The organism is Nocardiopsis changdeensis (assembly GCF_018316655.1).
Taxonomy (GTDB): Bacteria; Actinomycetota; Actinomycetes; order Streptosporangiales; family Streptosporangiaceae; genus Nocardiopsis; species Nocardiopsis changdeensis.
On sequence record NZ_CP074133.1, the window covers coordinates 6,684,329 to 6,708,062 of the forward strand.

Below are 23,734 nucleotides of genomic sequence, written 5' to 3' on the forward strand. Positions count from 1 at the left end.
ATACCACGGTAGGCGCGAGGGTCTCGGCTGATGGCAGAACGCCGCCGGCCGAGCGCCTAACGTCGGCGGGCGGGCAAGACGTGCACATGGCCCGCGGCAGTTATTTTCACTGGGGCGCCCTCCCCCGTCGTTCGACGGAGGAGGGCGTCGCGGGTCAGGCCGAGGTGTTCCCTTGGCGGGTGGGCAAGGCGATCATGTACGGGCCGCCGGCCACCCTGCCGTCGAGGGAGCGCCAAGCGGTGGCCCACCTCTGGAAGTCCTCCTGGGTTCCGCCGAGCGAGACGACGAAGGCGTTGAGGAGGGTGTAGGAGGGCAGCCGGTCGGTACGTTTGAGCGCCTCGCAGAACCCCGCCGCAGATCCGGCGCCCATCCTGCGGGCCATCTCCCGGAAGGAAGGCTTGCCCGCCCAGTGGCGGTAGCGGCGCATGGCCTCGACGAACTCCTCCACGGTCTTGGCTTCGAGGGGGTCGGGCTTGAAGCGGTAACCGGGCACGTCCTCGGGCGCGGCACCGGCGAGACGGCGCCTGGGGCGGGGCCGGCGGATGCTCCCCGCGTTCTGAGCGGCGGTCTCGTCGTGCGAGTACCCGTGCACCACCACACTGAGGGACTCGTGGATGGGAACGACCTGGACTTCTCCCCACAGGGTGCCGTCGGGGGCCATGCGGATGTTGCGGGGCAGGGCCCCGTCCCTGACGGCGAACCGGTTGCAGCGGACCTGGTGGCGGACGGAGTACGTCATCGCGACTCCTTGGCCAGGATGCGGTGCGCGACCTCGCCCGCCAGGGCGAGTCCGGCCACAGCCACCAGCAGGGCGGTGGCCAGGTCCTGGCCCTGCAGGTGCAGGACCAGGGCGAGAACGATCACGACGATCACGAGCACAACGCGGCCCGTGACCGCGTCAAGGGTGAAGACAGCAGTCATGGAAATTCCTCGTCATAGGAAACAAAGGACCAGATCGGCTGGATGGTCACAGGGCCCTATAAAGCGCCCGACTGCGGCTGTAGTTCTGGAGACGCCGCAAGCGGGTAGGGATGCGACCGAGGAACCGTAAACGGGAAAGTACCCCATGCCGGAGACGGTCGCCACGCACACATCAGGATTTTGTACCATCTGACCTACATGCCCCCTAAAGTCACGATTGTTAATATTTGTGACTCCATCCCATCGCTACCGGCCAGTAGCGTTCAGAAATGTTCAGAACCGTTGCCGCGATGCACTGAAGCCATGTTGTGACGTTCCCGATCTTTGAAACCAGCCCTTCCGGGTAGAAAGATCACCACGTCGACCCGAGGCCGCTGCGCCGGTTTCGGTCGACCGAATTCCCGTCTTAGGGAATACGGAAACGCTTGAGGGCTCGGCTGGATGCCCAGGGCGCGGGACTGGAGACCTCGCACCCCGGGAGACGGGACCTCAGGTGGGCCTCGTCTCGATACGAAGGCCACGCGTTCCAGACTTGTTCTGGACACGACACGGAGTCCCGGCCACCTCGCAGGTGGCCGGGACTCCGTCATTCATGTGTTCTCCTGCCTCAACGCCACACGAGCCGAGGGACGGAGAAACACCCCCGTTGTGGCCACAACAGCCGCTCTGCCGTCAGCCTTCTCCGCCCTACAGGGATTGCCGACAGACCGATGCGGTCTGTCCTCTTACAGCCCGGCTCCCCATGACCCGCCCTCTGCATCTGTGAACTCCTGAGATCCCCGTTCACCGCCATGCAGAAGCGAGCTGATCAATTTCGGACAGGCTCAAGCGAGGCAGTAACGATGGCGCGGATGGCCATGAGGAGTCTCTTCTCCAGGTCCGTGGGAAGTTCGGAGCGGTCGAGGCCACAGTCGACCACGAGCTTCTTCAGGAGCCTTGTCCCACGGCGAGGGGGAGTCGACCAGTTCTCGAGCGCAGTAGCCATCCCTGCTCTGGAAGGTCCGTTCGAGCAGTATCGAAGCCGCCTGCTCGACGTCGTCACAAACCCTGGACTCCATGCAGGGCATGCGCTCCGGCCGGGCGATGAACACTATGAGGACCATGAGGTCGATACTCGACACGTTCTGGAACCGGGGCGTCCGTGCTGTCGACGAGCTCGATCACCGCGCAGCCGAAATCCTGCGCGATATACCCTGATCCAGCCTCTCCCCCAGTGTGAAGGGAACACCTGTGGAGATCACGCTCTCCCCCGTCGCCACCATTATCGGCGGCCGGTTCGAGGTCGGTGACGACTACTGGGGCGGTGTGCGGTCCGTCATCCGCCTCAACGAAGACCTGCCCCTGGACACGTTGAAGGGCCTGGAGGAGTTCAGCCACCTCGAAGTCGTGTGGCACTTCAGCAAGGGCTCAGACGCCGACGTGCACCTCGGGGCACGCCACCCGCGCAACAACCCGGCCTGGCCGGAGACGGGGACGTTCGTCCACCGCAACCACCGGCGCCCGGCCAGGATCGCGGTCTCCCACCCCCGCCTGCTGAGCGTCGAAGGCCGCGACCTGCACGTGGAGGACCTGGACGCGGTCGACGGCACTCCGGTCTACGACATCGCCCCGTGGTTCACCGAGTTCGGACCGCGCGGAGAGGTCGGCCAGCCTTCCTGGCCCGGAGAAATGCTCAGCCGGTACTGGGAGAAGCGCTCGAACACGTAGCATCGAGTTACAACGGTGAATGCGCAGTGCCAGCCGGCCTCGGCGGGCACCAGCGGTCAGTCGGTGTGCAGGCCTCTGAGGAAGTGGGCCCCCGCTCCCGGGGTGAAGTCCAGCGGCTCCACGTGGAGGTTCTGGTTGTCGCGCACACGCGTCACCGGACCTTCGGAGACCTCCACACAGGTCCCGGCCTCGTTGCTGTAGCTGGACTTGCGCCAAGGCAGGCTCTGGGTGCTCATGTGGAAAACCCTCCTCAGTCGAGTGCGGCGATCCGGGACCGAATCAGGTCGCGGGACCGCTACGGGAGCCTGGTCATGTGCGCTACCGGCCTGAGTGGTCCTTGTCGTTCAAGCGGTCAGCAGCGGTGCGGTCCCAAGAGGTCACCGACCTCTGGCCAGACGTTGGCCGTCGTGGCTGCGGACGTGGGGGGTGTTGGGGTCCAGGGCGTCGAGCAAACGGACCGCATAGACCTCGCCCATGCGCTCGGACACCTCGGCGGGGGCGAGCCAGGCAACTTCGGTGGATTCCGCGGAGGGGCGCTCTGTGCCGCCGGAGGGCTTGCAGCGGAAGACCAGGGCGACGACACCCCGGGCGGTGTTCTTGTAGACGCCGGTGAGGCGGTCCACCTCGACGTGGATGCCCGTCTCCTCCCAGACCTCCCGGCACACGCCGTCCTCCGGGGCCTCGGCGAGCTCCAGAACCCCACCCGGGAGCTCCCAGCGTCCGTTGTCGGCACGGCGGATCACCAGGAACCGGCCGTCCTCGTCGAGGACGGCTCCGGCGACGGACACCGAGTGCAGCGGCGTTGACGGCCTGTCTCCGGTGCTGTTACTCATGTACAGGAGCATAGGAGGTACGGAAGGACCATGGCGAGCACTGTAGGGGCGCGGTCCGGTAAGCCCCGGTATCTCCAGATCGCGGACGACATCGAAGAGCAGATCACGACCGGAAGGTTGGCTCCGGCAGCGGAGATTCCGAGCGAGACGGTGCTGGTGGAGCGCTACGGCGTCTCGGCGGGCACGGTTCGCAAGGCCATCGCCCAGTTGCGGACCGTTGGGTTGGTGGAGACCTTCCAGGGCAAGGGCTCGTTCGTGAAGTCGCGCCCGCCCGTCACCCGCAAGTCCTCCGACCGGTTCCGGCGCTCGCACCGTCGCGCGGGTAAGGCCGCCTACATCGCCGAGACCGAGCAGGCCGGGGTCGAGCCGACCGTGCAGGTGCTGTCCATCGGCCCGGTGCCCGTTCCCGCCGAGATCGCGGAGCGCCTGGGCGTGGATGAAAGCGACAAGGTCCTGGCCCGCCGACGCCTGTACTTCAGCGACGGCACGCCCACGGAGGAGGCCACGTCGTACCTGCCGTGGGACGTGGCCCGGGACATCCCGGAGTTGTTCGAGGAGAACCCCGGAGGTGGCGGGATCTACGCACGGCTCGAAGAACACGGCCATGAGTTCGCCGAGTACACCGAGACGGTGCGGGCGCGGCTGGCCACCAAGCAGGAGGCGAGCGCGCTGGGCCTGAGCCCGGGTTCCGCGGTCTTCCACCTGACGCGCAACGCCGTGACCACCGCCGGGCGTGTGGTGGAGGTGTGCGACACGATCATGGCGGCGGATCAGTTCGTGCTCGACTACCGCATCCCCGCTGTGGACTGAGGGTTTTCCGGGTTCTTCGCCAACGGGGTTGACTCATGTACATGAGTGAGGCAACCTGATCTCACACTCATATATATGAGTACATGAGTTAGGCACATACATATGTGATGGCTCTTCCACCAATCCCGGCCCTCTTGGAGCGTGCTCCGTGAACGCTGCCGTCGTCTCGATGCCGAAACCGATCGCCACGGAAGATGGCGTCCCCGAACCGACACAGGTGGGAGTCGGCAGGGGCGGGTCGACCGCGCGTGCTCCGCGCGGGTCGAGTGAGTTCGGTCCTTTGCTGCCACCGCCCCGAGCCGATGACCCGGTGGGGCACGGATACACGGCTTTCCAGGTGGTGCGGTTGGCGGTATGGGCGGCGCGGGAGTGCCGGTGGGTGGACGCCATGGACCCGGTGCACCGCGCGGAGACCGCGTGGGAGGCCATCACCGAACACCTCCATCTCGTCCACGAGCGCCCGGAGGAGACGGAGCTGATCGCCATCGGGTGGAAGGCGATGAAGGCCCAGCACTACCAGGATCTCAAGGTCCGCGGTCTGGGCGGCAAGGACAAAGCCCTGCTCTCCCGGGCGTTCGTCCGCTACTGGACCAGTGCGTCGGCGCCGGCCCACTCCCACGAGGACCACATCGTCGACCGCCTCGCCCTGGCGCAGATCTGGGCCGCCCTGAAACCCGCTCATCGCGAAGTGCTCATCGCTCTGGCCGAGCACGAGGACCGGCGCAGCGCCGAACGCTCCTTGAACATGGACCCCGCCGCCTTCACCCGCACGTTGGGGCGAGCCCGCCGCGCCTTCCTGGCCCTGTGGCACGAGGGCGAGACCCCGTCCCTGCTCTGGGGCTATGACCGCCCCGGGGCGCGGCACCAGAACGTGATGTACCTGGTCCGGCTGCGCAAGCGCCGAGCATTGCAGCGCAAAGCTGAAGGCCATGTGCGCCGCTACGGACACCGCCCGCCCCGGGACCTGGGGGTACCCGACACCGAACTGCTGGCACGGCACGAGGCCGGGGAGAGCTACGCGGCGCTGGCCGAGTGCTTCGGTGTCAGCCGCGCGCTGATCGCCTCCCGAGTAGCCAAAACCCGAGCCCAAAGGGAGATACAGACCACTCATGCGACACCGCTGACGGCATCCCGCAAGTAACGGGAGCAAAGAAAAGAAGGTGCCCCGACCGGTGCTGGAACACCGGACCGGGGCGTGATCACCACCTGAAACCACCAGGAGGAGACCATGGAAAACCCTACTACCGGCCGCCATCGTCGACCCTGCCACAGCATGGCCGGGCGCGTATGGGCGCTGACCGCAGCGCTACTGGCCACAGCCCTGGCGGCGATCTTCAGCCCTCGATTGGATCGTCCCAGCCAAGTACCGCGCGCATTGCCCGCAGCACCGACGCCCGGAGGCAACCCCGGGCACGGTAGGCGAGGCAGTGACCTGCTCGCCGAGCCTCCCGGCTTCCCGGCGCAGAACATCTGGGCGGCCGGGGCGTCCACAGCCTCGACCCTCTGGGAGCAGGCCTACCGCGACCGCCCCACATTGTTCGAACCGGAGGATGCGGTGGACGCCGATCCCGACCAGATCGCCGGAGCACTGGTTCGCCCCTACCTCGGCCCTGCCATGATTCCCCGACCGCGACCGGCCGAGCCGAGCGATTACCCGGCCAGGCCCTCGACTGTGGAGCCCGAACCGGTGAAGGACGAGTTCGCCGAGCTGGCCGACCGCATTCGCACTTACCTGGCCATGAGGAACTGAACCGCCCTTCATCGGGATGGACTTACAGTTCCGCCCGCGAGCGGCCCCATCGGAACGTCCCCCTCCAGTTCATCGGTGCAGCTCAAGCCACTGCGAATGGGCCTTTCGCAATCCAGGCACATACCCGAGCGGGCGGTCCCTCTTCGCGCAGGGCGGAGCGAGGACAACATGGAAGCGATCGCGGAGGAGGAGCGTGCGGCGAGGATGCTCGGTGAGGTGAGAGACACGGCGAAGACAGCGGAGCGTGTCCGGAGCGATCGGCGGGTGTCGGGGACGGGAAAACCCCGGATCGGGGATCGAAACCGGGGCTCTGAACTGGGGTTTTGTGGGTAGGCCCCCAGGGGCTCGAACCCTGAACCCACGGATTAAAAGTCCGCTCCCACCACGGCGATACGCCCCACCACGCCCCGATAGCTCCCCCGCCACCCCACAGCGCCAACACCACATAGGACCACCCGGGACCACGGGAGACCGCCCTGTCCCCCAGCACCGGAGCAATCACCGAGCAACCGCCCCACCTCCCGAGCCACGGACCAAATCCATGGGGGCCAGGTCAGCACATCCGCTGCAAACCCTTGCCTGTTCCGTTTCCGATGGGGTCACTGAGCCTTTTTCATCCTGAACGTGCAGGTCGCAGCCTCGTACCAGCTCACCCTGAGCACCCCTGACAGCAAGAAGCCCCTGGTAGATGGATTAACGACCAAGAAAACCCGCCCCACCAGAGGCTCCACATGCTGTTCTACCGTGCCGCGCTACCCCTGTCACGCCGGACCCTGAACCTGGCCGCCCGCACCATCCGAACCCACCGCAAGAACACCGGTTCTCGATGGCGCCGCCTCGACCCGGCCACCCAGGCCCTGCTCGTCCTGGTCCACCTGCACAAGGGCGAACCGTTCGCCCAGGTCGCGGCCGGTTTCGGTGTCGGCACCACCACCGCCTGGCGCTACGTGCACGAGACCACGGCCCTGCTCGCCGCCCAGGCGCCCACCCTGGAGCAAGGACTGCGCCGCGCCCGCCGCAAGGGCTGGGGATACGTGATCGTGGACGGCACGCTGATCGCCTGCGACCGTCTGGCGGCCGACCGCCCGTTCTACTCCGGCAAGCACAAACAGCACGGCATGAACATCCAGATCGTCGCAGCCCCCGACGGTGAACCCCTGTGGACGTCCTGGTCGCTGCCCGGGGCGGTGCACGACACCCGGGCCGCCCGGGTCTGGAGGATCGCCGATCGCATCAGAGCCGCAGGACTGCTCGGCCTGGGCGACAAGGGATACGTGGGGCTCTCGGACGTGGTGTTCTGCCCGTTCAAAGGGCGGGGCAAGCCGCAGTGGAAGAAGGAGGCCAACTCCGAACACGCCAAGCTCCGCTCGCCGGGCGAGCGCGCAATCGCCCAGCTCAAGCAGTGGGACATCCTGCGCCGCCTACGCTGCTGTCCGCAGCGCGCTGGCCAGATCACCCGCGCGGTGCTGGTCCTTCAGCTCCGAGAAGCAGGATGAAAAAGGCTCACTACCCGGAAAACCGATGAGGAAGCGGCCATTTCCGTACTCGGTGAACACTCACAACAGTCCGACCACGAGCAATTGAAACCGACCAGTGAGCACCGGTTTAGTGTGAGATACAAGCGCTACCACAGCACAGGTCGGCATTCCTTGCTACGCCTCATATGGCGTGAAGAACGGAGGGTCCACCATGTCCGCGATGGTGTAGTCCTCAAAGGTGGCATCGGTCAGGACACGGAAGAGACACTCCGATGCCGACATCGTCAGGAGCTGCCAGTCATCGGCCTCCTCTCTCGCCACCACCGGCCAGTCCTCCGGCGGAGTCTCGGCGTCAGCGGCCCAGCAGAACTCCGCGGCCGTCATCGATATGCCCCAACGGACCAGACCCTGCCCGCCCGGACGGTAGACGCCATAGGAGCCGAAGACATCGTCCGTAGCAAAAAATTACCAAAGTCAAGCCAGATCAAAAAATAATTTCCATCATCATTCAAAGTAGCCATATTCAGACAAGCGCTCCCCTCCCCCCCTCCATTTTCCATCGCTCGCCTCAAAAGGAATTGGAATTTGACTATCGGTTTCGTCGAAGAACTCCATCTCCCCAGTGTTCCAAATATAAGAATACAAATACTGGGAGAATCCACCATTGAAGTGAGCCAGATCGTCGGCGCGCGACGACGCCGCTACAGTCCACGCGTTGGGATCACCCGGCGACGTGACCCAGTACAAAGCATCCCCATCAATAGTGAAACCCCAAGGCAGCCACCCACCCACCTCAGGAAATAGCGAGTAAGGTCGTGGTGAGTCGGGGTTGATTTTTTTACGAAAATCGCTTAATTTTCCCTCATCCTTCAATCGAGAACCCAATTCCGTGACGCTATTTTCGACACCAGGGATGCAAATATAGAGATACTCCTCGAAGCTCCCCGGGCCAAACCAATATACGTACTCCTTGTAATCCGATGGCAGAGAAGTTCCCAACTCGGCTTCCGCCCTTCCCCAATCCACCTTGTATCGGCGAGGCCCCTCCAGTCCTGCGTCTGATGCCAGTTGCGAAATCGTCACCTTCACGAATCCTCCTTAAGGCATTCCCGTAGGGGTGTTGTACACAGTCCATTGAGCATAGAAACCCCGATCGCCCACAGCATACAGGTCGATGGTCTCCGGAACGGGGTTGTTTCCTTCATAGTTAGGGACAGAAACGTAAAATACGCGCTCCCCTGCATCGAGCCGCCTCCTCACTACATGCTCATACTGCGCCATCACGCCCGAGTTAGCCGCAGTATACATCTTTACAAGGTTACGCCTGTCTCTGCCTGTACCACCAAGTTCACGAGCGAGAAGGTGACCTCGAGCAAATCCTCTTTCTCCGTCGAGATGCTGCCATCCGGCCGGATTGGTTTTTTCGCTACCCCTACCGCGATCAGTGTCTCCACCAATGATCTCCGTCGACTTATTTGGGTCCTTTTTCCTGCCGCGACCCCTGTAGTCGATTTGGTCAGCACTCAAGCATGCCGTGACGCCAGTGGCTCTCCCCTGAGAGTCGAGGGGGTGATAATAGACCCATGATTCATTGCCCTGAAGGCAGTTTCCGGGCTGCTCATCCCACCCCCCCAAGAGATCGCTAAATTCTCGACGACGATCCGCATCAGTGAGAATAATTGGGAAGTGTTTAAAGTAGTCCTTCAGTTGCTTTTCATTTAGCCCCAGATCCTTTACGGCACGAGTGAATGAGTCGTCAACAAATTGGTCGTGGCCCGAGTCTGTGGTTGCCTCAGTAGTGGGCCGTTCGTACGCAGTGGCCAGGACCGCTGCAAGGATTGCCTTCCACGGGGGCGGGGGCGGAGGAGCCGCAACAACGAAACCGCCTCCATTGCCATCCCAGTAGTAGTAGCCGCCTCCAGAAGGGTTTGGGACCCACGTGGGCTTATTCCCATAGCAGGAACGGCAGAAACCCTTGCCACCGTAACCCAGGCCAGGGAAATCCTTATTCCCGTAGCAGAGATTGCGACAGGTGCCATCTGCCAAAGTTCCAGGCGTGAGAACCACGATAAGACCAGCAAGGCCACCAACAACGGCTGCCTTCACTCCGGCAGCAACTCCGGCTGCGGCTGCGGCTCTTGCTGCGGCTTTCCTCGCCTGCCTTTTGAGATACCTCTCCATTTTCTGAGAAAGCCGACGAAGCTCTTCGTCAATGTGATCGGTGTACTTATCCGGGATAACGTCAGGCCAATGCCCACTGGGGTCGGTGAAGTTCAGCGGGGAACCGTTGGCGTAGGTGTACCGGTTCGCTTGTACCGACGGGACCGGGTTGAGGGTCCAGCTGTCCCGGGAGGCGAACCCGCCCGTCGCCGGGTCGTACCAGCGGGCGTGCATGTTCACCCGCCCGGTCTCCGGGTCGGTGAACTCGCCCTGGTAGCCGAGTGAACCGGTGGCCCCGTCCTCCTGGGTGACCTCGCCGAACGGCGCGTAGGTGCGCGACCCGGTGATCGCTCCGGTAGCGGGGTCAAGCCCTGCGATGACATCGCCGTGCTGGTCGGCTATGGTGACCAGCCCAGCACTGCCACCGGTGCTGGTGGACAACGGTGATCCGGCCAGGTCCCGGGCGATGAGCTCCCCTGCCACGGAGACCGGGTCGTTGGCCTGGTCCGCGTAGAGGATCTTGTCGCCGCCGCGCTGAATGAGCCGGTTCAGGCCGTCGTAGAAGTAGGTGGTGTCCCCATCGGTGATCATCCGGCCACGGGCGTCGTGCGTGAAGGCCGTGACGGTTCCGTCGACGTCCGTGGTTTCGGCCAAAGTGCCACGGGCGGTCCAGGAGTAATCGGTCCCGGCCCCGCTGATCAAGCGGTTGCGCTCGTCGTAGACGGCGCTGTCCTCACCAGCGGAGGTGCGGTTGCCCGCGGCGTCCCAGGTGTAGTCGGTGACCGTATCGTCGGGTGCGGTCCAACTGGTCAGACGCCCGGCATGGTCATAGGTGTAGGTGTGCTCGCCCTCCCCGGCGATACCGGCGGTGGTCCTGCCGGTGACCTGTCCGGCCTTGTCGTAGGTGTAGGCGGTGGACAGGGTCGGCACCGGGCCCAGGGTGAGGGTGGTGTCGGTGAGCAGGCGCCCCTGGGCGTCGTAGGTGAACGAGCGCTGCGGGGCCGGGTCGGCTCCGTAGGTGATGGTGCCCAGGCGTCCCGCACTGTCATAGGCGTAGCGGTGCTCCACTCCGGTGAGCGGGTCTCCGATGGCGCTCACCCGTCCCGCGTCGTCGTAGGCGAAGGTGGTGGTTCCGGCCGCGTCGGTGCGCTGGGTCATCCGCCCTTCGATGTCGTAGGAGAAGGACGCCTCCCCTGAGCTGCCGGCTGCGGTGAGCAGGTTGCCGCGGTCGTCGTAGGTGTAGGTGGCCGATCCGGCCCGGGTCGGGCGGCCGACCAGGTCGTAGGCGAAGGTGTCGGTCTGGGTCTCGGCCTCGGCTCCGCTGCCGCTGACCTGGGTGATGCGGCCCAGGGCGTCGAAGGTTCGCTGCTGGACGACCCCGCCGGGCTGGCGTTCCTCCACCGGGTTGCCCGCGACGTCGTAGACGGTGGTCCAGGTGCGGTCGGCCAGGTCGGGGTGGGCGTCGGTGGCCGGTTCGATCACCGATTCCAGGAGCCCGTGGGTAGTGAAGGTGTACCAGGTGGTGTTGCCGCGTCCGTCAGTGAGGCGGGTGCGGTTGCTCGCGGCGTCGTAGCCGAACGTGGTGGTGATGGAGGTGGTGTCGTCGACGGGCTCGGTAAGGGTGGTCAGTCTTCCGAGAAGGTCGTATTCCTGGGTGGTGGTGTGGCCCAGGGGGTCGGTGATGGCGACGGGGTTGGAGTCGGCGTCGTAACGGGTGCTGGTGGTGGCCAGGGTGGTGCCGGAGGCGTCCTCGGCCGTGGTGGCGGTGGCGCGTCCCGCACCGTCGTAGGTGGTGCGCAGCGTGGTGCCGTCGGGGTGGGTGACCGCGGCGGCCAGCCCTGTTGGCCCGTAGGTGTAGGAGGTGGTCAGTCCGGCGGGGTCGGTCTCCGTGACCGGTTGTGCTGCGGCGTTGAAGGTGGCGGTGGCGACCGTGCCGGAGGGTGTGGTGGTCGAGGTGAGGTTGCCCGCGTCGTCGTAGGCGAGGCGGGTGGTGTGGGCGCCGGGGGCGGAGTGGCGCTCGATCTGCGTCAGGGTGATCTGGCGGCCCAGGTCGTCGTAGGTGGCCTCGGTGCGGGCGCCGGTCGGGTCGGTGACGGAGAGCTGCTCGCCCAGTAGGTCGTGGGTGTAGGTGGTGACCGGGGCGTCTTCGCCCTGGCGGGGTGCGGGTTCGGTGAGGGTGGCGATGTTGCCGAGCTGGTCGTAGGTGTAGGTGGTGACGCCGCCGGCCGGGTCGGTCTCGGAGGCGATGTGCCCGGCGGTGTTGTAGGTGGTGGTGAGGGTCGGGGTCAGGGCGGTGGAGGAGCCGGGCGGGGTGTAGTCCGCGAGCGTGACCGACACAGGGCGCCCCGCACCGTCGTAGGAGGTGCGGGTGATCTGTCCCTGGGCGTCCTTCTCGTGGGTGGCCTCACCGAAGGCGTTGTAGCCCACGAGGGTGGTGGGGCGGCCGGTGACGGCTTCGGCGGACCATTCCTCAATGGTCACCGAGGGGCTCTGGGTGGCGACCGGTCGGCCGAGGGCGTCGTAGGTGTGGTGGACGGTCGCACCGCCGGGGGTGGTCTCGGTCAGTGCCAGGCCCCGCTGGTCCAGGGTTCGGGTGAGGGTGAGGTCCTGGTCGCCGTTCTCGATGGTGTGGCTGGTCCAGGCTCCGGTGATGTCCCGTTCGTAGGTGGAGGTCTCGGTGCGTGTGCCACCGGCGCCGGTGCGGGTCTCGGTGAGGACCTCTCCCCCGGCGTCGTAGGTGTAGGTGGTGCGTCGGGCGAGCCCGTCGGGGTCCAGGACCAGGGCGGTGATGCGGTTGGCGGCGTCGACCGTGTAGGTGGTGGTGACGGTCCCGTTACCGGTGCTCTCCCGGGTCAGGTTGCCCGCGGCATCGTAGGCGCGGTCGGCTAGAACGATGTCGCGGGTGGACCCGTCCTCCTCGCGGAACCCGACGCGGATCTCCTGTGCGGGGAGGCCGTCGTCGTAGTAGGTGTAGCGGGTGGTGCGGCCCATCGCGTCGGTGTGTTCGGCCGTGCGACCCACGGGGTCGTAGGCGTAGGAGTCCAGAACGACGTCGGTGGCGGGCTGAGGGTCTGCAGGATGTCCGGTGTAGCCGGTGAGGACGACTTCGGCCAGGTCACCGGTGGGCGTGTACTCGTAGCGGAAGGTGTCTCCGCCGGACATGGTGCGGGTGTGCTGGTTGCCGTAGGTGTCGTAGGTGTAGGTCTCCGTCTGGCCTTCGGGGTCGGTGACCGAGGCCAGGCGGCCGTGGTCGTCGTAGGTGCGGGTGGTGGTGCGCACCTGGTCGGTGTCACCCAGGTCGGTGACGGTCTCGGTGAGGGGCAGGCCGTCGGGGTCGTAGGTGTAGGAGACCGAGGCCTGGTGGGAGGTTTCGGTGACGGCGTTGACGGTGGCCGGACCGGTTTCGGTGGTCACCCGGGAATCGCCGTCGTAGTTGCGGGTGGTGGTGATGCCTTCGGGGTGGTCGTCGGTGATGACGGTGGCGGAGACTTCCCGGCCCAGGGTGTCGTAGGTGTACTCGGTGATCAGGCCGTTGGGTGCGGTCACCCGGGCCAGGTCGCCGGTGGCGTAGTACTCCCGTGAGGTGACGGCCCCGCGGGGGTCGGTGGAGGTGAGCAGCAGACCTGCGGGCACGGTGCCGCCGCCGACGGCGGTCTCGGTGCCGTCGGTGAAGGTCTGGGAGGTCTCCCGGCCCTGGGGGAAGTCCGGTGTGGCCGGGGTCGTGGTGGCGATGCGGTCGCCGAAGGCGTTGTAGGTGTGGACCGTCGCGTAGGTGTCGTCGTCGGCTCCGGTGGAGCGGGCGTCGCGTTCGACGGTCAGCTGGTCGTTGCGCGGGTCCAGCGGGTCGTCGGCGTTGAGGTGGAACCCGTAGTAGGACGTGGAGCAGGAGTCCGGGTCGGAGGCGTCGCGGCAGGTGGTCTGGGAGATCTTGTTGCCGCGTTCGTCATGCCCGGCCCGGGTGACGGTGCCGTCCGGTGCCGTGGTGGCGGCGAGGAACCCGCCGGTGTCGTAGGCGAAGGCGGCGGTGTTGCCGGACACGTCGGTCTGGGAGATGAGGCGGTGTCCGTTGAGGGGGTCGTAGGTGTAGCTGGAGGTCCGGTCGTCGGGGTCGGTGACCTTGACGGTGACGGTGCTCTCCGTCTCGGGCACTTCCTCGTCGTCGCCGGTCGGGGTTCCGTTCGCACCGGTGAGGGTGTGGTCGGAGAGGCGGTAGGTGGCGCCGTTGGCATCAGTGTAGGAGCGGACGCGGTCGTGGGCGGTGTCGTGCTCGATGGTGGTGTGCACGCGGCCGCTGGGCAGGGTGGCCTGGGTCAGCTTCTGGGAGAGGGTGCCCGCGGCGTGGTGTTCGGCCACGGTCTGGGCGCCTAGGGGACGGTTGTACACGGCGATCTCGTCGAGGTCGCCGGTGAAGTGGGAGATGTCGCCTTCGCTGCCCGGCCAGTTGGACCAGGAACCGGCGCCGGCGTAGACGTAGCGCTGGTCGTCCTGGGTGATGGCACCGGTGAGGCCGCCGACCTTGGCGCCGTCCAGGTACAGGGACTGGCGGTCGCCTGCCGCGGTGAGGGCGACGTGGTGCCAGGCGCCGTCGTTGACGGCCTGGTCGGTGGTGATCGGTGCGACCGTGCCGTTCCAGAACTGGCCGCGGAGCCTGCCATCGGTGCCGACGTACAGGGCGGGTGTGGCGGTGCCGGTGATGGCCTCGTCCAGTGCCTGCTGCTGGTAGCTGAACAGCACACCGTGGGCGTCGGTGCGGAACCACATCTCAACGGTCAGGTAGGGGGTCTGTCCCACCAGCCAGTCGGACAGGCGCAGGTGCGAGGAGGTGCCGTTGAAGGTCGCGGCGCTCTCCGGGCTGCCCTGCAGGGCACCGCCGGTCCCGAGCTGGACGTCGTGGTAGACGCCGGTGTGGCGGTCGTGGTCCAGCAGCAGGTCGTTGTCAGCCTCGGTGGAGCCTTCGGCTTCGCCCAGGCGCCAGTAGGCGACGGGGCCCGCGTCGCGCACGACCGTCAGGTAGTGGGATCCGTCGGTGTAGGTGTAGCGCGTGCAGGCACCGTCGGTGTCCTCAGGGCCGCAGACCTGGACGAGCCGCTCACCCTCGTAGGTGTAGGTCCACGTCAAAGGTGCGGCGTCGGTCTGGGGCGGCTCGGTGCTGACGCTGGCGACCCGGCCGTTCTCCCAGGTGAAGTGGAGCGTGCGTCCGCCAGGGTTGGTGACGCTGGCCAGGGTGCCGTCGGAGGCGTATTCCAGGTGCTGGGTGCGGTCGCGGAAGTCGGTGATCTCCACAACCTGGCCGGAGGCGTCGAAGACGTACCCGGTCTGGTTCTTGTCGGTCAGACGCCAGCCGCCCCCGTCGGTGGAGGTGAGCGTGGCGAAACTACCGAAGGGCGGTGCGTAGGTGCCGTCGGGGTTCTGGCCGAAGCGGACCTGCTGGCCGTGGGGGTAGGTGACCACAACGTTGCCGGTGCCGTCGTCGTCGGGACTGACACGCATGTCGAAGCGGGTGCTCCAGCCGGCGCCGAAGACGTTGTCGGTGCGCGGGTCACGGCTGTTGTAGGTGCGCTGGATGCCGAGCGCGGGTCCGACAGCCGCGACCTCGGCGTCGGTGTCGGTGAGGGTGTGGTTGCCGATCAACGGGTCGACGTCGCGTCCTGCGCCGCTGAGCCCGACACCGCCCAGATGGGAGGTGATGGCGGGCTGCTCCACCGCGGTGACGAAGGGGTAATAGGGGCTGATCGGACTGGCTGTGGTGCCCTCGCGGGTGCGGACACGCCAGAGGAACTGCTCGCCCCAGGCCAGGGTGCCCTCGGGGACCACCCAGGTGCGGTCATCCTGCCAGGTGGAGTTGACGCACTCACCCGGTTCGCCGTCGTTGTCGGCGCAGACCTCGAACCAGTACTCCACCGTGGCGTCGGCCGGCCAGTCGTCGATGCTCTCGCCCTCGGCGAATAGGGTGGGAGTGAGGCTGCCCACCTGGGCCCCGGGTCGGGGGTAGATGTCGTTGATACGCGGCCCCACGTCCTGGGAGGTGACGGTGACCGTGGTCACCGGGACCGATTCGCTGGAGAGCCAGCGCTGGTCCTGGAGCCTTTGCATATCGAAGTTGAGGAGGTACTCACCCGGCGGCAGCGGCGGGATGCGGGCGTCGAGGGTCGCCGAGTCATTGGGGGTGAGGCGCTCGTTGAGGCGGGTGAACGCCACCGCGTCCAAGAGCTCGCCGGTGGCCTTATCCCGGACCCGGGTACCCAGGCGGAACTCGTTCCACCCCTGGGGTTCCCAGTCCTGGCTGCCGAGGTTGGTGACGGTGACACTGACCTCGCCACCCTGGCCTCCGGTGACCGGTTCGGTCAGTGAGCCGACGTCGTAGGAGGCACCCCACTCGCTGTGGGTGATGGCGAGGTAGGGCTGGTTGGCGGACTGGCGGCTACCGAAACGCTTCCAGGCGTTGGTGTTGTCGAAGTCGGCCTGCAACGACAGGCCGTGGTTGGTGACCGACCCTTCAACCCAGTCCTGGACCAGGTCCACGCCCTTCTTGCCGAGGTCGACGGTCTCCCACTTGGCGCCACTGCAGCTCTCACCGTGGGAGAAGGAGTCGGTGGCCACCGCGGTACCGGAGCTGGAGGGGCGGTTGTTCCAGGTGACGGTGGACGCCGACCAGGACTCGGTGATCTGGTGGACCCTCATCTGGCGGGGCGAGCAGTTCGCGGACCAGTGGTTGAACAGGACCAGGTCGGCGTTGAGGATGTAGCGGTTCTTCAGCTGGCTGTTGACGTCACCGAAGCGCAGGTAGCTGATCGCCCGGGTGCTGCCGTCGTAACTGCCGATCTTGAGCTCGTCGTCTCCGCCGTAGTTGGTGGTGGGCCAGTCGTTCTGGACATAGGAGTCACCGTTGGTGTCGATGTCGGCGACGCTGGGGTCCACCTGGACGGGGTAAACACGGTCGGGGTCGTCCAGCCAGGTGTCGTCGAGCACCACGACCAGGGACCAGTCGCCGTCCTTCTCCTCCACCCGGTAGCTCACGTCACCGGACATGGCGGGGCCGCCGGTCTCCTCATTGAAGGAGGAGTCCTCCATCCACCCGGTGGGGATCACGGCCTGGGCTTGGCCGTCGGTGTCGGAGAAGACCACTGCGCCCTGGTCGTCCAGTTCCGGGGTCAGGCCGTTCAGTTCAAGGGGGAAGGTCCACTCGCGGGGAGCGTCCGCGGAGTTGAGAATGATGGTCTCTTTGACCATGCCGGGGGCGGCCTGCAGTTCGAGGTCCGCATCGGGGCGCACGTTCTCGTACAGGATGGTGTCGTCCTGGGCTTGGCCGGTGACGGGAGCTGCTTCTTCCAGGCCGAAGGCGAGGCTGTGCCCACCGTTCTCGGTGACGCCGAGCGTGACCAGTTCCGGGGCGTCACCGTCGGTGGAGAGGGTGAGGTCGGTCTCCTCAACGGCCATGCCGAGGAGGTCTCCTTCGTTCCCCGTTGCCGGGTCGCCGGCTGCCGGGGTCTTGGGGACCAGGGTCGTGTCGATCTCCTGCCAGGTGCCGTTCTCGTCTCGGGCGTGGACCGGATCGGTGTAGAGGAGCGTGGTGGTGGTGCCGTCGGTGTTCTCGTACTCCTTGGTCCACCGGGTGCGCTCGTCGACCAGTTCCTGGCTCTGCTCCGGGTCGAACCCCTCACCGGCAGGGGTGGTCTCGACCATCTCCTGGGTCTGGTCGGTGAGTTCCTGGGGATCGATGTCCGGGGAGACCGGCGTGAAGGGGGTGGTTCCCCCGGCCAGCGGCAGGGCGTCGTTGTCGGTTTGGAGGTCAGCGGCGTCGAGGGCGTTGCCGCCGTTGGCATCGCTGTGCTCGGCTGGTACCTCGTGGTCGCGGCCAGAGGCGTCGCCGCCGAGCTGTTCGGGTCCTGAAGGGATCTGTGCGGGCACGAGGGCTCCGGAGGCGCCCTGCCCCCAGGCCGGTTGCGCCAAGACGCTGGCCACCAGGGAAAGAGCGACGGCACCGGCCAGGGTCGAGGACCAGATCCGACGGCTCAGGGTTCCGCCATGGTGCGACGCGTGCACGACGCTCCTTCACTTGCGATGCGACAGCAACAGGCCGACCGCGGCAAGGAGAACAACGCGGTCGGCCCTACTAGAACCCGGACATATTAGGGCTAACCGCGTAAACCAACCACAACTTTTGAATAACGTATCGAACATTTGCATAGTTATGAAAACATGACAAAAAGTGAGCCTTTTGTGAGGTTCAGGATGGTTAGGGTTCCGCCGTCCCAATGTTGACGTCGAAGGTGCCCGATGAAGCAGAAGCTCTCCCAGCTGTCCACTTCCCAGAAGTGGCTCGCCGCCGCGACAGGCGTGGCGGTCATCGGGGGAATGGGCACCTACGCTCTCGTCGCCGGCTTCGCCGACCCCCGGGCCACCCCCTACGACTTCAACGGGGACGGCTACCCCGACCTGGCCGTGGGACTACCGGGAGACACCCTCAACAGCCATGCGAACGCCGGTTCCATCGCCATCACCAACGGCAGCGTCACCGGTGATTTCAGCTCCGGCTACCTGCTCCACCAGGACTCGGCCGACGTCGCAGGAGCACCGGAGAAGAACGACAGCTTCGGCCAGAGCATGGCCAGCGGCGACTTCGACGCCGACGGATACGCCGACCTGGCGGTGGGCATCCCCTTCGAGGCCATCGGCGACGTCGAGGGCGCTGGATACGTCGCCATCCAGTACGGCAGCGGCTCCGGGCTCATCAACACCCGCAGCCAGTCGATCCACGAGGACAGCCCCGGCATCCCCGGGACCGTGGCCAAGGACGAGGTCTTCGGATACTCTCTGGCCACCGGCGACCTCAACACCGACGGATACGACGACCTCGTCATCGGCATGCCCCTGGACAACGCCAACGGCAAAGGCAACGCCGGAACCCTGCGCATCATCTTCGGAACCGGCACCGGCCTGGACATGAGCTCGACCATCTCGGTCGACCAGCTGACCGCGAACGTTCCCGGAGCCCCCGAAGCCGAGGACCGCTTCGGCGAGCAGCTCGCCGTCGGCGACATCAACGGCGATGGGAACGACGACTTGGTCGTGACGACCATCGGCGAGCAGATCTCCGGCAGCTCCGACCGGGGATCCATTCACGTGCTCTACGGCCCTTTCACCGACGCACCCGCGGACAGCGACTACATCGACTCAGCCCACGTCGACGGCATCGGCGAGTTCTCCGGAAGCGCCTTGGCCCTGGGCAACTTCGACGACGACCCCTACCTTGATGTGGCGGTCGGCGTGTCCGACCAGAAGGTCGGAGAGGTGGGCGCGGCAGGCAGTCTGGCTGTTTTCTACGCTGGCGCCGACGGCCTCACCCACCGCAACGTCGAGGTCATCCACCAGGACACTCCCGGGATCGGCGGCGCCCCCGAACCGGAGGACTACTTCGCCTCCGACCTGGCGGCGGGCGACATCGACGGAGATGGCATCGACGACCTGGTCGTGGGCATGCGCAGCGAGGCGATCGGCAGTGCCACCGGATCCGGGTCCGCCATGGTCCTGTTCGGCAACGCCGACGGCGGTATCTCTTCGGCGGATTCGGTATGGATCGACCAGGACGTCGAAGGGGTTCCCGGCACCGTCGCCAAGGACGACCACTTCGGCTGGACCGTCGGGATCATCGACATCGACGACGACGGACACGCTGAACCCCTCATCGGCGCCCCGGGCAACGCGGCCGGCACCGTCACCGTCCTCAAGGTGGACCGTGGAGCCCTGGTCTCTGCACAGGCGTACGCCCAAGCCGATCTCGGTCTCGGCAACGGCGTCAACGGGGATGCCTTCGGTATCGCTTTGCCCAAGTAAGACGCTCTCGGCCACACGTCTGGCCGTCGTTCCCCGAGCACCGTGGCCTGAGAATCCAGAAACACGGCTCCACCAAAGCCGGTACATGCCAAAACCCGGCACGAAACAGTGTGAATACGACGCTTCGCCAGTCACCCTGCGCTCCTGCCCGGCGAGAGCACACCCGGACCCGGTTTCGGGATGTCCGGGTTCGCCATGGCAATCTGGGTCCCTGTTACTGGACAACAGACGGGTGTGGTGATGGATCCGATCCTGATCGGTGGGTTGGCGGGCGCGGTGGGCAGCGTGGTGACGGCCTTCACCACACAGCTGTTCGCACACCGAACCAAGGCGCAGGAGCTCAGGCATGCTGAGCAGGTGCGCGAGCGACAGCAGAGTTCCGAAGACTCTCGAGCCGAGATGGCGCGGCGCCGCACCGGGTACATCGCGCTCAACTCCGCAGCTCGGGAGTATCTGACGGCACTCACCGACCTTCTGCGGGCCCTGGAGTTGGACGAACCACGTGACGAGGAACGGGGATCTATCGAACGCGTCCGGGCGGCCTACCGGCTCAGCTACGCCGAGGCACAGCTTTCGGTGAACGACGACATTCTCGGGGCCGCGTCCAAGGTCAACCGGAGCCTGTCCAGCCTTTTCGGCCTGGTGAAGCGGCTCGACCACGGCAATCCCAGGGACGGGGAAACCGCGAAGCTGGCCGAAACCAGGCGCCAAGACACCTGGGTTCGGCTTCAGGAGCTTCGCCTGTTGATGCGTGTGGACCTCGGGGTGGGGGTACCGATGGCCGGGACGGATGAGGAAGGTTCATACGCGTAGCGCGTACGGACTCCCCTGTTCCGCTACGTGCCCGGCCTGCTCACTCCAGTTCATCTCAGCCTCGGAAAGGGTCACCGAAGACCAGGCCGCTGCTTCCGAGAGCCACGTCGAGCGCTACCGGCACGGCCACCACACGCACCGCCTCTACCGACCCCTCACGAAGCCTGAGGATGGTGTTCGTGTCCTCCTCGCCCGCGTCAGCACAGTGTTCGGGGCCGCAGAAGACCACACAGGACCTGCCTTCATTCTGGGCGCTCGAGAACAGGATGCCGTCGAATGAGGGTTCAGAAAGCCACTTCATGTACTCGGTGACCACCTGGGTGGGGACGTAGTCGATATGCTGGCTTCCGTTGAGCGACACCGGTGCTCGTAGGTCCTGAGTGAACGAGTGCAGGAACACGAGGTCGTAGTAGGACTCGCGTCCAGCCGCGTCGAACACGCTTGGTACCGGCGGCAGATCCGCGAGGTTGATCATTCTCAGTGCCCTGGTGGTCTCGAACGCGCCGATCACCGCGAATCTGCTGGCACCGTGCGCGCCGATCTCCGCCACCACGGTCTCCGGGTCGTCACTTCCGTAGAACATGGGGATCCCAGCAGGGCTCATACGGTTGGCCGAAGCCAGCTCTGGAGGCGGCGGGCCGAGGGTGTGAGCGTTGCACCAGCTGAGGTCATCGGGGCGGTCGATGAGCCGTCCTCGGTAGAAGACCTGGCCTGCGGGGATCTGGAGCACTGCCTGTCGCTGCTCGATGATCTTCATGAGCTTCTCGAGAAACTCGGTCGTGGTGAACTCGTCTGGGTGGTCCGAGGACTCCTCAGGAAGGGAGAGGAAGGTGAAGCGGGACGAGTATTTCACCTTGTTCCGAAACTCCTCCCACGAGCCCTTCAAGGCAAGGTCGGGCCTCAGCCTCCCCGGATCCGGGTTCCAGTCCTCGTCAGGGATCAGCGCGACTATCGACTCTATGACACGATCGGTGACGGCGTTCCCGCAGACGTCATAAGCCACGTCCTCCGATGAGTACCTCGTGGTGAAGTCATCGGACCAGAAGAGGCTCTCCTCGGAGCGGTCATAGAAGAAGCGAATCGCGGCCATGACAAGTGGCATGAACTCCTCGAAGTCAGCCGCGATCGGCTGCTGGCCGTTTGATTCGCGCTCGCAAAAGGTGCAACGGTGTTCGGTCAGGATCTCGGACACACCGTGCCGAAGCCCGTCGTCCAGGACACACTCCAGACAGACCGCCTGGTCACCGGCGTCTTCGAAACCCCGATCCTGGATCTCCATCATGCGCGCTTTGGCTAGTCCCATGACCCCTCAAGAAGTTCCGGTCCGCAGTGTACCCGTCCCTCGGTGAGGGGCGGTAGGAGGTGCCTGGCGACGGATTCGGCGTCGTTCCTGGAGACGACAAGATATCCGCATTCCTGGTGGTTTCGTGGCCGATCTGGCTTTCGACACCGAAAGGGTTGGCTTCGGTCCTGAGGTCGGGGAAATGGTGGAGCTCCTGACCGAGCACGGTAGGGGCTGGCCCTCATCCAGGCTTTCACCCGGCATGTGTGCGGGACCTATTGCTGTGGTCAGGGCAAGCGTGTGTGGTTCGAGGTGGACAGCGATGGGGCTGAACTCAACACCGCAGAGTACTCCAGCCGCACTTGGAGATCTTGGTCTGAGCAACCCCCGGACATGAGACGGCCACCGCTGTGATCATGTGGGTGTGTTGGAACCAAACGATCGGCGGTGACCGTGCCGCCCACTGTAGTAGAAGCCGGCTCCGAAGCATGGACGAACAGTTTCGAGGACCTGTTCTCCCAGGTCGTAGCGCCCTTCTTCGGCCGCAGGGAACCCCGGCTGCGCGCCCGCTACTACCTGCTGGGCCTGCTCAGCGGCCTGGAGCGTAAGAACGGCTGGTCCCTGGCCGAGTTCGCCAGCGACGCCACCCCCGACGGCATGCAGCGGCTGCTCAACCACGCCCGCTGGGACGCCGACGAGGTCCGCAACGCCCTACGCGCCCAAGTGGGAGAACGGCTCGGCCACCTGGACGGGGTGCTGGTCGTGGACGACACCGGGTTCGAGAAGAAGGGCCGCCGCTCAGCCGGGAGGGCCGGGGCGGCGAGGAAACGGACGGCCTCGCCACACAGGGGGCCCGAGTCGTGGGGACGATCGCCGCGTGAGGGGCCGGGCGGTGATGATCCGGGCGAGCTGATCGGGTTGACCGTCAACGAGATCCGCCGATTGCATGCCCACTACCATCGACCCGATCATGCCTGGTCGTACCGGGTTCGTTGGTCGCGGTGGAGACACCGTCACCAGGCCCGGGCCCGCTGCTGTCACTACCAGCGGCAGAAACGTCTCATCGATCACTAAGAGCTCATCTCATTTGGTGAGTTGGCGATAGCAGATCAGTGTGCAGGCGATGCCGGCGAAGGCCAGGAAGTGGTCGGCCTTGCGCTCGTAGCGGCGGTGCAGGCGGCGGCATCCGGCCAGCCAGGCCATGGTCCGCTCGACCTGCCACCGATGCCGGCCCAGCCGCTGCGAGGACTCCATGTCCCGGCGGGCCAGGCGGTGCACGATCCCCCGCTGCCGGAGCCAGCGGCGCAGATGGGCGTAGTCGTAGCCCTTGTCGCCGTGCAGCTTGCCCGGGCGGCGCCTGCGGGGTCCGCGGCGGGAGCGAATCGGAGGGATCCCAGCCACCAGGGGCTGCAACGCTTGGCTGTCGTGGGTGTTGGCCCCCGAGATCGCCATGGACAGGGGCAAACCCTGTCGGTCGGTGATCAGGTGGATCTTCGACCCCTTCTTGCCCCGGTCGACAGGATTGGGACCTGTCAGGTCCCCCCTTTGAGAGCCCGCATGTTCACCGAGTCGATCGCGCACCGCGACCAGTCCAGCTCACCGCGAGAACCGAGCTCGTCCAAGACCAGGCGGTGGAGCTTGGCCCACACCCGGGCCCGGGTCCACTCGGTGAAACGCCGGTGCGCGGTGGCACCAGAGGGACCGAAGACCGGCGGGAGCTGGGCCCAGGTGCAGCCGCTGGTGGCCACGAAGATGATCGCGGCCAGCACTTGGCGGTCGCCGTGTCTGCGCCGCCCGCCGCCTTGCGGGCGGGTGGGCGCCTCGGGCACCACTCGTTGGAACAGTTCCCACAGCTCGTCCGGCACCAGCCGTTCCACCATCGACACAGGAGCAGGCTACCGAGAACCCAAATGAGATGAGCTCTAAGTGCGGCTGTAGTGCTAACGGAGACCACATAGGACTCCTCCGTGTTGTGGGATCACGGGACTGCGGAGCATGAACGGAGGATTTGAGGCCGCCGTCAAGGTGCGGATTTCAGTCCGCTGGTACCTCGAGGTCGTACGGTCAGCCTTAACGGCGGTCCGACTGGCCCCGGAGCAACCTCGAGGGCGCGGTTCAGGCCGTGGCCTCGGACACAGGTCGTCCC

The 23,734-nt window shown here is 65.9% G+C and carries 16 protein-coding genes, 1 tRNA gene and 1 pseudogene; 8 read left to right on the plus strand and 10 right to left on the minus strand.

Going from position 1 to position 23,734, the window contains the following annotated elements:
- Positions 1-154: 154 nt before the first annotated feature.
- Positions 155-739: a hypothetical protein gene (locus tag KGD84_RS30025; protein WP_220563677.1), complete on the minus strand. Its 585-nt coding sequence runs from the start codon at positions 737-739 to the stop codon at positions 155-157.
- Positions 736-921, minus strand: a complete 186-nt coding sequence (locus tag KGD84_RS30030) for a hypothetical protein (RefSeq protein WP_220563678.1) — start codon at positions 919-921, stop codon at positions 736-738. The genes KGD84_RS30025 and KGD84_RS30030 overlap by 4 nt, the downstream gene beginning before the upstream one ends.
- 1,230 nt (positions 922-2,151) lie before the next feature.
- Here KGD84_RS30030 and KGD84_RS30035 point away from each other — a divergent pair.
- Positions 2,152-2,628: a TrmO family methyltransferase domain-containing protein gene (locus tag KGD84_RS30035; protein ID WP_220563679.1), complete on the plus strand. Its 477-nt coding sequence runs from the start codon at positions 2,152-2,154 to the stop codon at positions 2,626-2,628.
- Between the two features lie 56 nt (positions 2,629-2,684).
- Here KGD84_RS30035 and KGD84_RS30040 read toward each other — a convergent pair whose 3' ends face one another.
- The gene (locus KGD84_RS30040; RefSeq protein WP_220563680.1) at positions 2,685-2,864 is read right to left on the minus strand and encodes a DUF397 domain-containing protein; all 180 of its coding nucleotides are present in this window, start codon (positions 2,862-2,864) and stop codon (positions 2,685-2,687) included.
- Between the two features lie 141 nt (positions 2,865-3,005).
- Entirely contained in the window at positions 3,006-3,461 is a 456-nt protein-coding gene (locus KGD84_RS30045) for an NUDIX hydrolase (RefSeq protein WP_255646873.1), read from the minus strand.
- A gap of 30 nt (positions 3,462-3,491) precedes the next feature.
- On the opposite strand from KGD84_RS30045, the gene KGD84_RS30050 reads away from it, so the two are divergent.
- The 3 genes from KGD84_RS30050 (at position 3,492) to KGD84_RS30060 (ending at position 6,021) form a co-directional block, all read left to right on the plus strand.
- On the plus strand, positions 3,492-4,271 hold the full coding sequence (locus tag KGD84_RS30050) for a GntR family transcriptional regulator (protein ID WP_220563682.1): 780 nt from the start codon (positions 3,492-3,494) through the stop codon (positions 4,269-4,271).
- A gap of 340 nt (positions 4,272-4,611) precedes the next feature.
- Complete coding sequence (locus tag KGD84_RS30055) at positions 4,612-5,412, plus strand: hypothetical protein (protein WP_255647129.1); 801 nt, start codon at positions 4,612-4,614, stop codon at positions 5,410-5,412.
- An 87-nt stretch (positions 5,413-5,499) separates the two neighbouring features.
- On the plus strand, positions 5,500-6,021 hold the full coding sequence (locus tag KGD84_RS30060; RefSeq protein ID WP_220563684.1) for a hypothetical protein: 522 nt from the start codon (positions 5,500-5,502) through the stop codon (positions 6,019-6,021).
- A gap of 330 nt (positions 6,022-6,351) precedes the next feature.
- Here the strand turns inward: KGD84_RS30060 and KGD84_RS30065 are convergent.
- Positions 6,352-6,419, minus strand: a tRNA-Lys gene (locus tag KGD84_RS30065).
- A 333-nt stretch (positions 6,420-6,752) separates the two neighbouring features.
- On the opposite strand from KGD84_RS30065, the gene KGD84_RS30070 reads away from it, so the two are divergent.
- Complete coding sequence (locus KGD84_RS30070) at positions 6,753-7,517, plus strand: transposase family protein (protein ID WP_220563685.1); 765 nt, start codon at positions 6,753-6,755, stop codon at positions 7,515-7,517.
- Positions 7,518-7,673: 156 nt separating this feature from the next.
- Here the strand turns inward: KGD84_RS30070 and KGD84_RS30075 are convergent, their stop codons facing one another.
- From KGD84_RS30075 to KGD84_RS33650, 3 genes are all read right to left on the minus strand, one after another.
- Positions 7,674-7,883 (minus strand): hypothetical protein, encoded by a 210-nt coding sequence (locus KGD84_RS30075; protein ID WP_220563686.1) that lies wholly within the window; start codon positions 7,881-7,883, stop codon positions 7,674-7,676.
- Between the two features lie 120 nt (positions 7,884-8,003).
- A complete protein-coding gene (locus KGD84_RS30080; RefSeq protein WP_220563687.1) occupies positions 8,004-8,588 on the minus strand; it encodes a hypothetical protein in 585 nt (194 codons plus the stop codon).
- Positions 8,589-8,597: 9 nt separating this feature from the next.
- The gene (locus KGD84_RS33650) at positions 8,598-17,567 is read right to left on the minus strand and encodes a DNRLRE domain-containing protein (RefSeq protein ID WP_220563688.1); all 8,970 of its coding nucleotides are present in this window, start codon (positions 17,565-17,567) and stop codon (positions 8,598-8,600) included.
- A gap of 369 nt (positions 17,568-17,936) precedes the next feature.
- Between KGD84_RS33650 and KGD84_RS30095 the strand changes: the two genes are divergently transcribed.
- Positions 17,937-19,493 (plus strand): FG-GAP-like repeat-containing protein, encoded by a 1,557-nt coding sequence (locus KGD84_RS30095; RefSeq protein ID WP_220563689.1) that lies wholly within the window; start codon positions 17,937-17,939, stop codon positions 19,491-19,493.
- A 240-nt stretch (positions 19,494-19,733) separates the two neighbouring features.
- Positions 19,734-20,306, plus strand: a complete 573-nt coding sequence (locus KGD84_RS30100; protein ID WP_220563690.1) for a hypothetical protein — start codon at positions 19,734-19,736, stop codon at positions 20,304-20,306.
- A gap of 55 nt (positions 20,307-20,361) precedes the next feature.
- Here KGD84_RS30100 and KGD84_RS30105 read toward each other — a convergent pair whose 3' ends face one another.
- Positions 20,362-21,588 carry a HEPN-associated N-terminal domain-containing protein gene (locus tag KGD84_RS30105; protein ID WP_220563691.1) on the minus strand — a complete coding sequence of 409 codons (1,227 nt, stop codon included), beginning with the start codon at positions 21,586-21,588 and terminating at the stop codon, positions 20,362-20,364.
- 510 nt (positions 21,589-22,098) lie between these two features.
- On the opposite strand from KGD84_RS30105, the pseudogene KGD84_RS30110 reads away from it, so the two are divergent.
- A pseudogene (locus tag KGD84_RS30110) lies at positions 22,099-22,395 on the plus strand (transposase); the annotation flags it as partial.
- A gap of 276 nt (positions 22,396-22,671) precedes the next feature.
- Here the strand turns inward: KGD84_RS30110 and KGD84_RS30115 are convergent.
- Positions 22,672-23,468 (minus strand): IS5 family transposase gene (locus KGD84_RS30115; RefSeq protein ID WP_255647131.1). Its coding sequence is split into 2 segments (ribosomal slippage): positions 22,672-23,132 and positions 23,132-23,468, totalling 798 coding nucleotides; the frame shifts between segments, so codons are not numbered across the junction.
- Positions 23,469-23,734 lie beyond the last annotated feature (266 nt).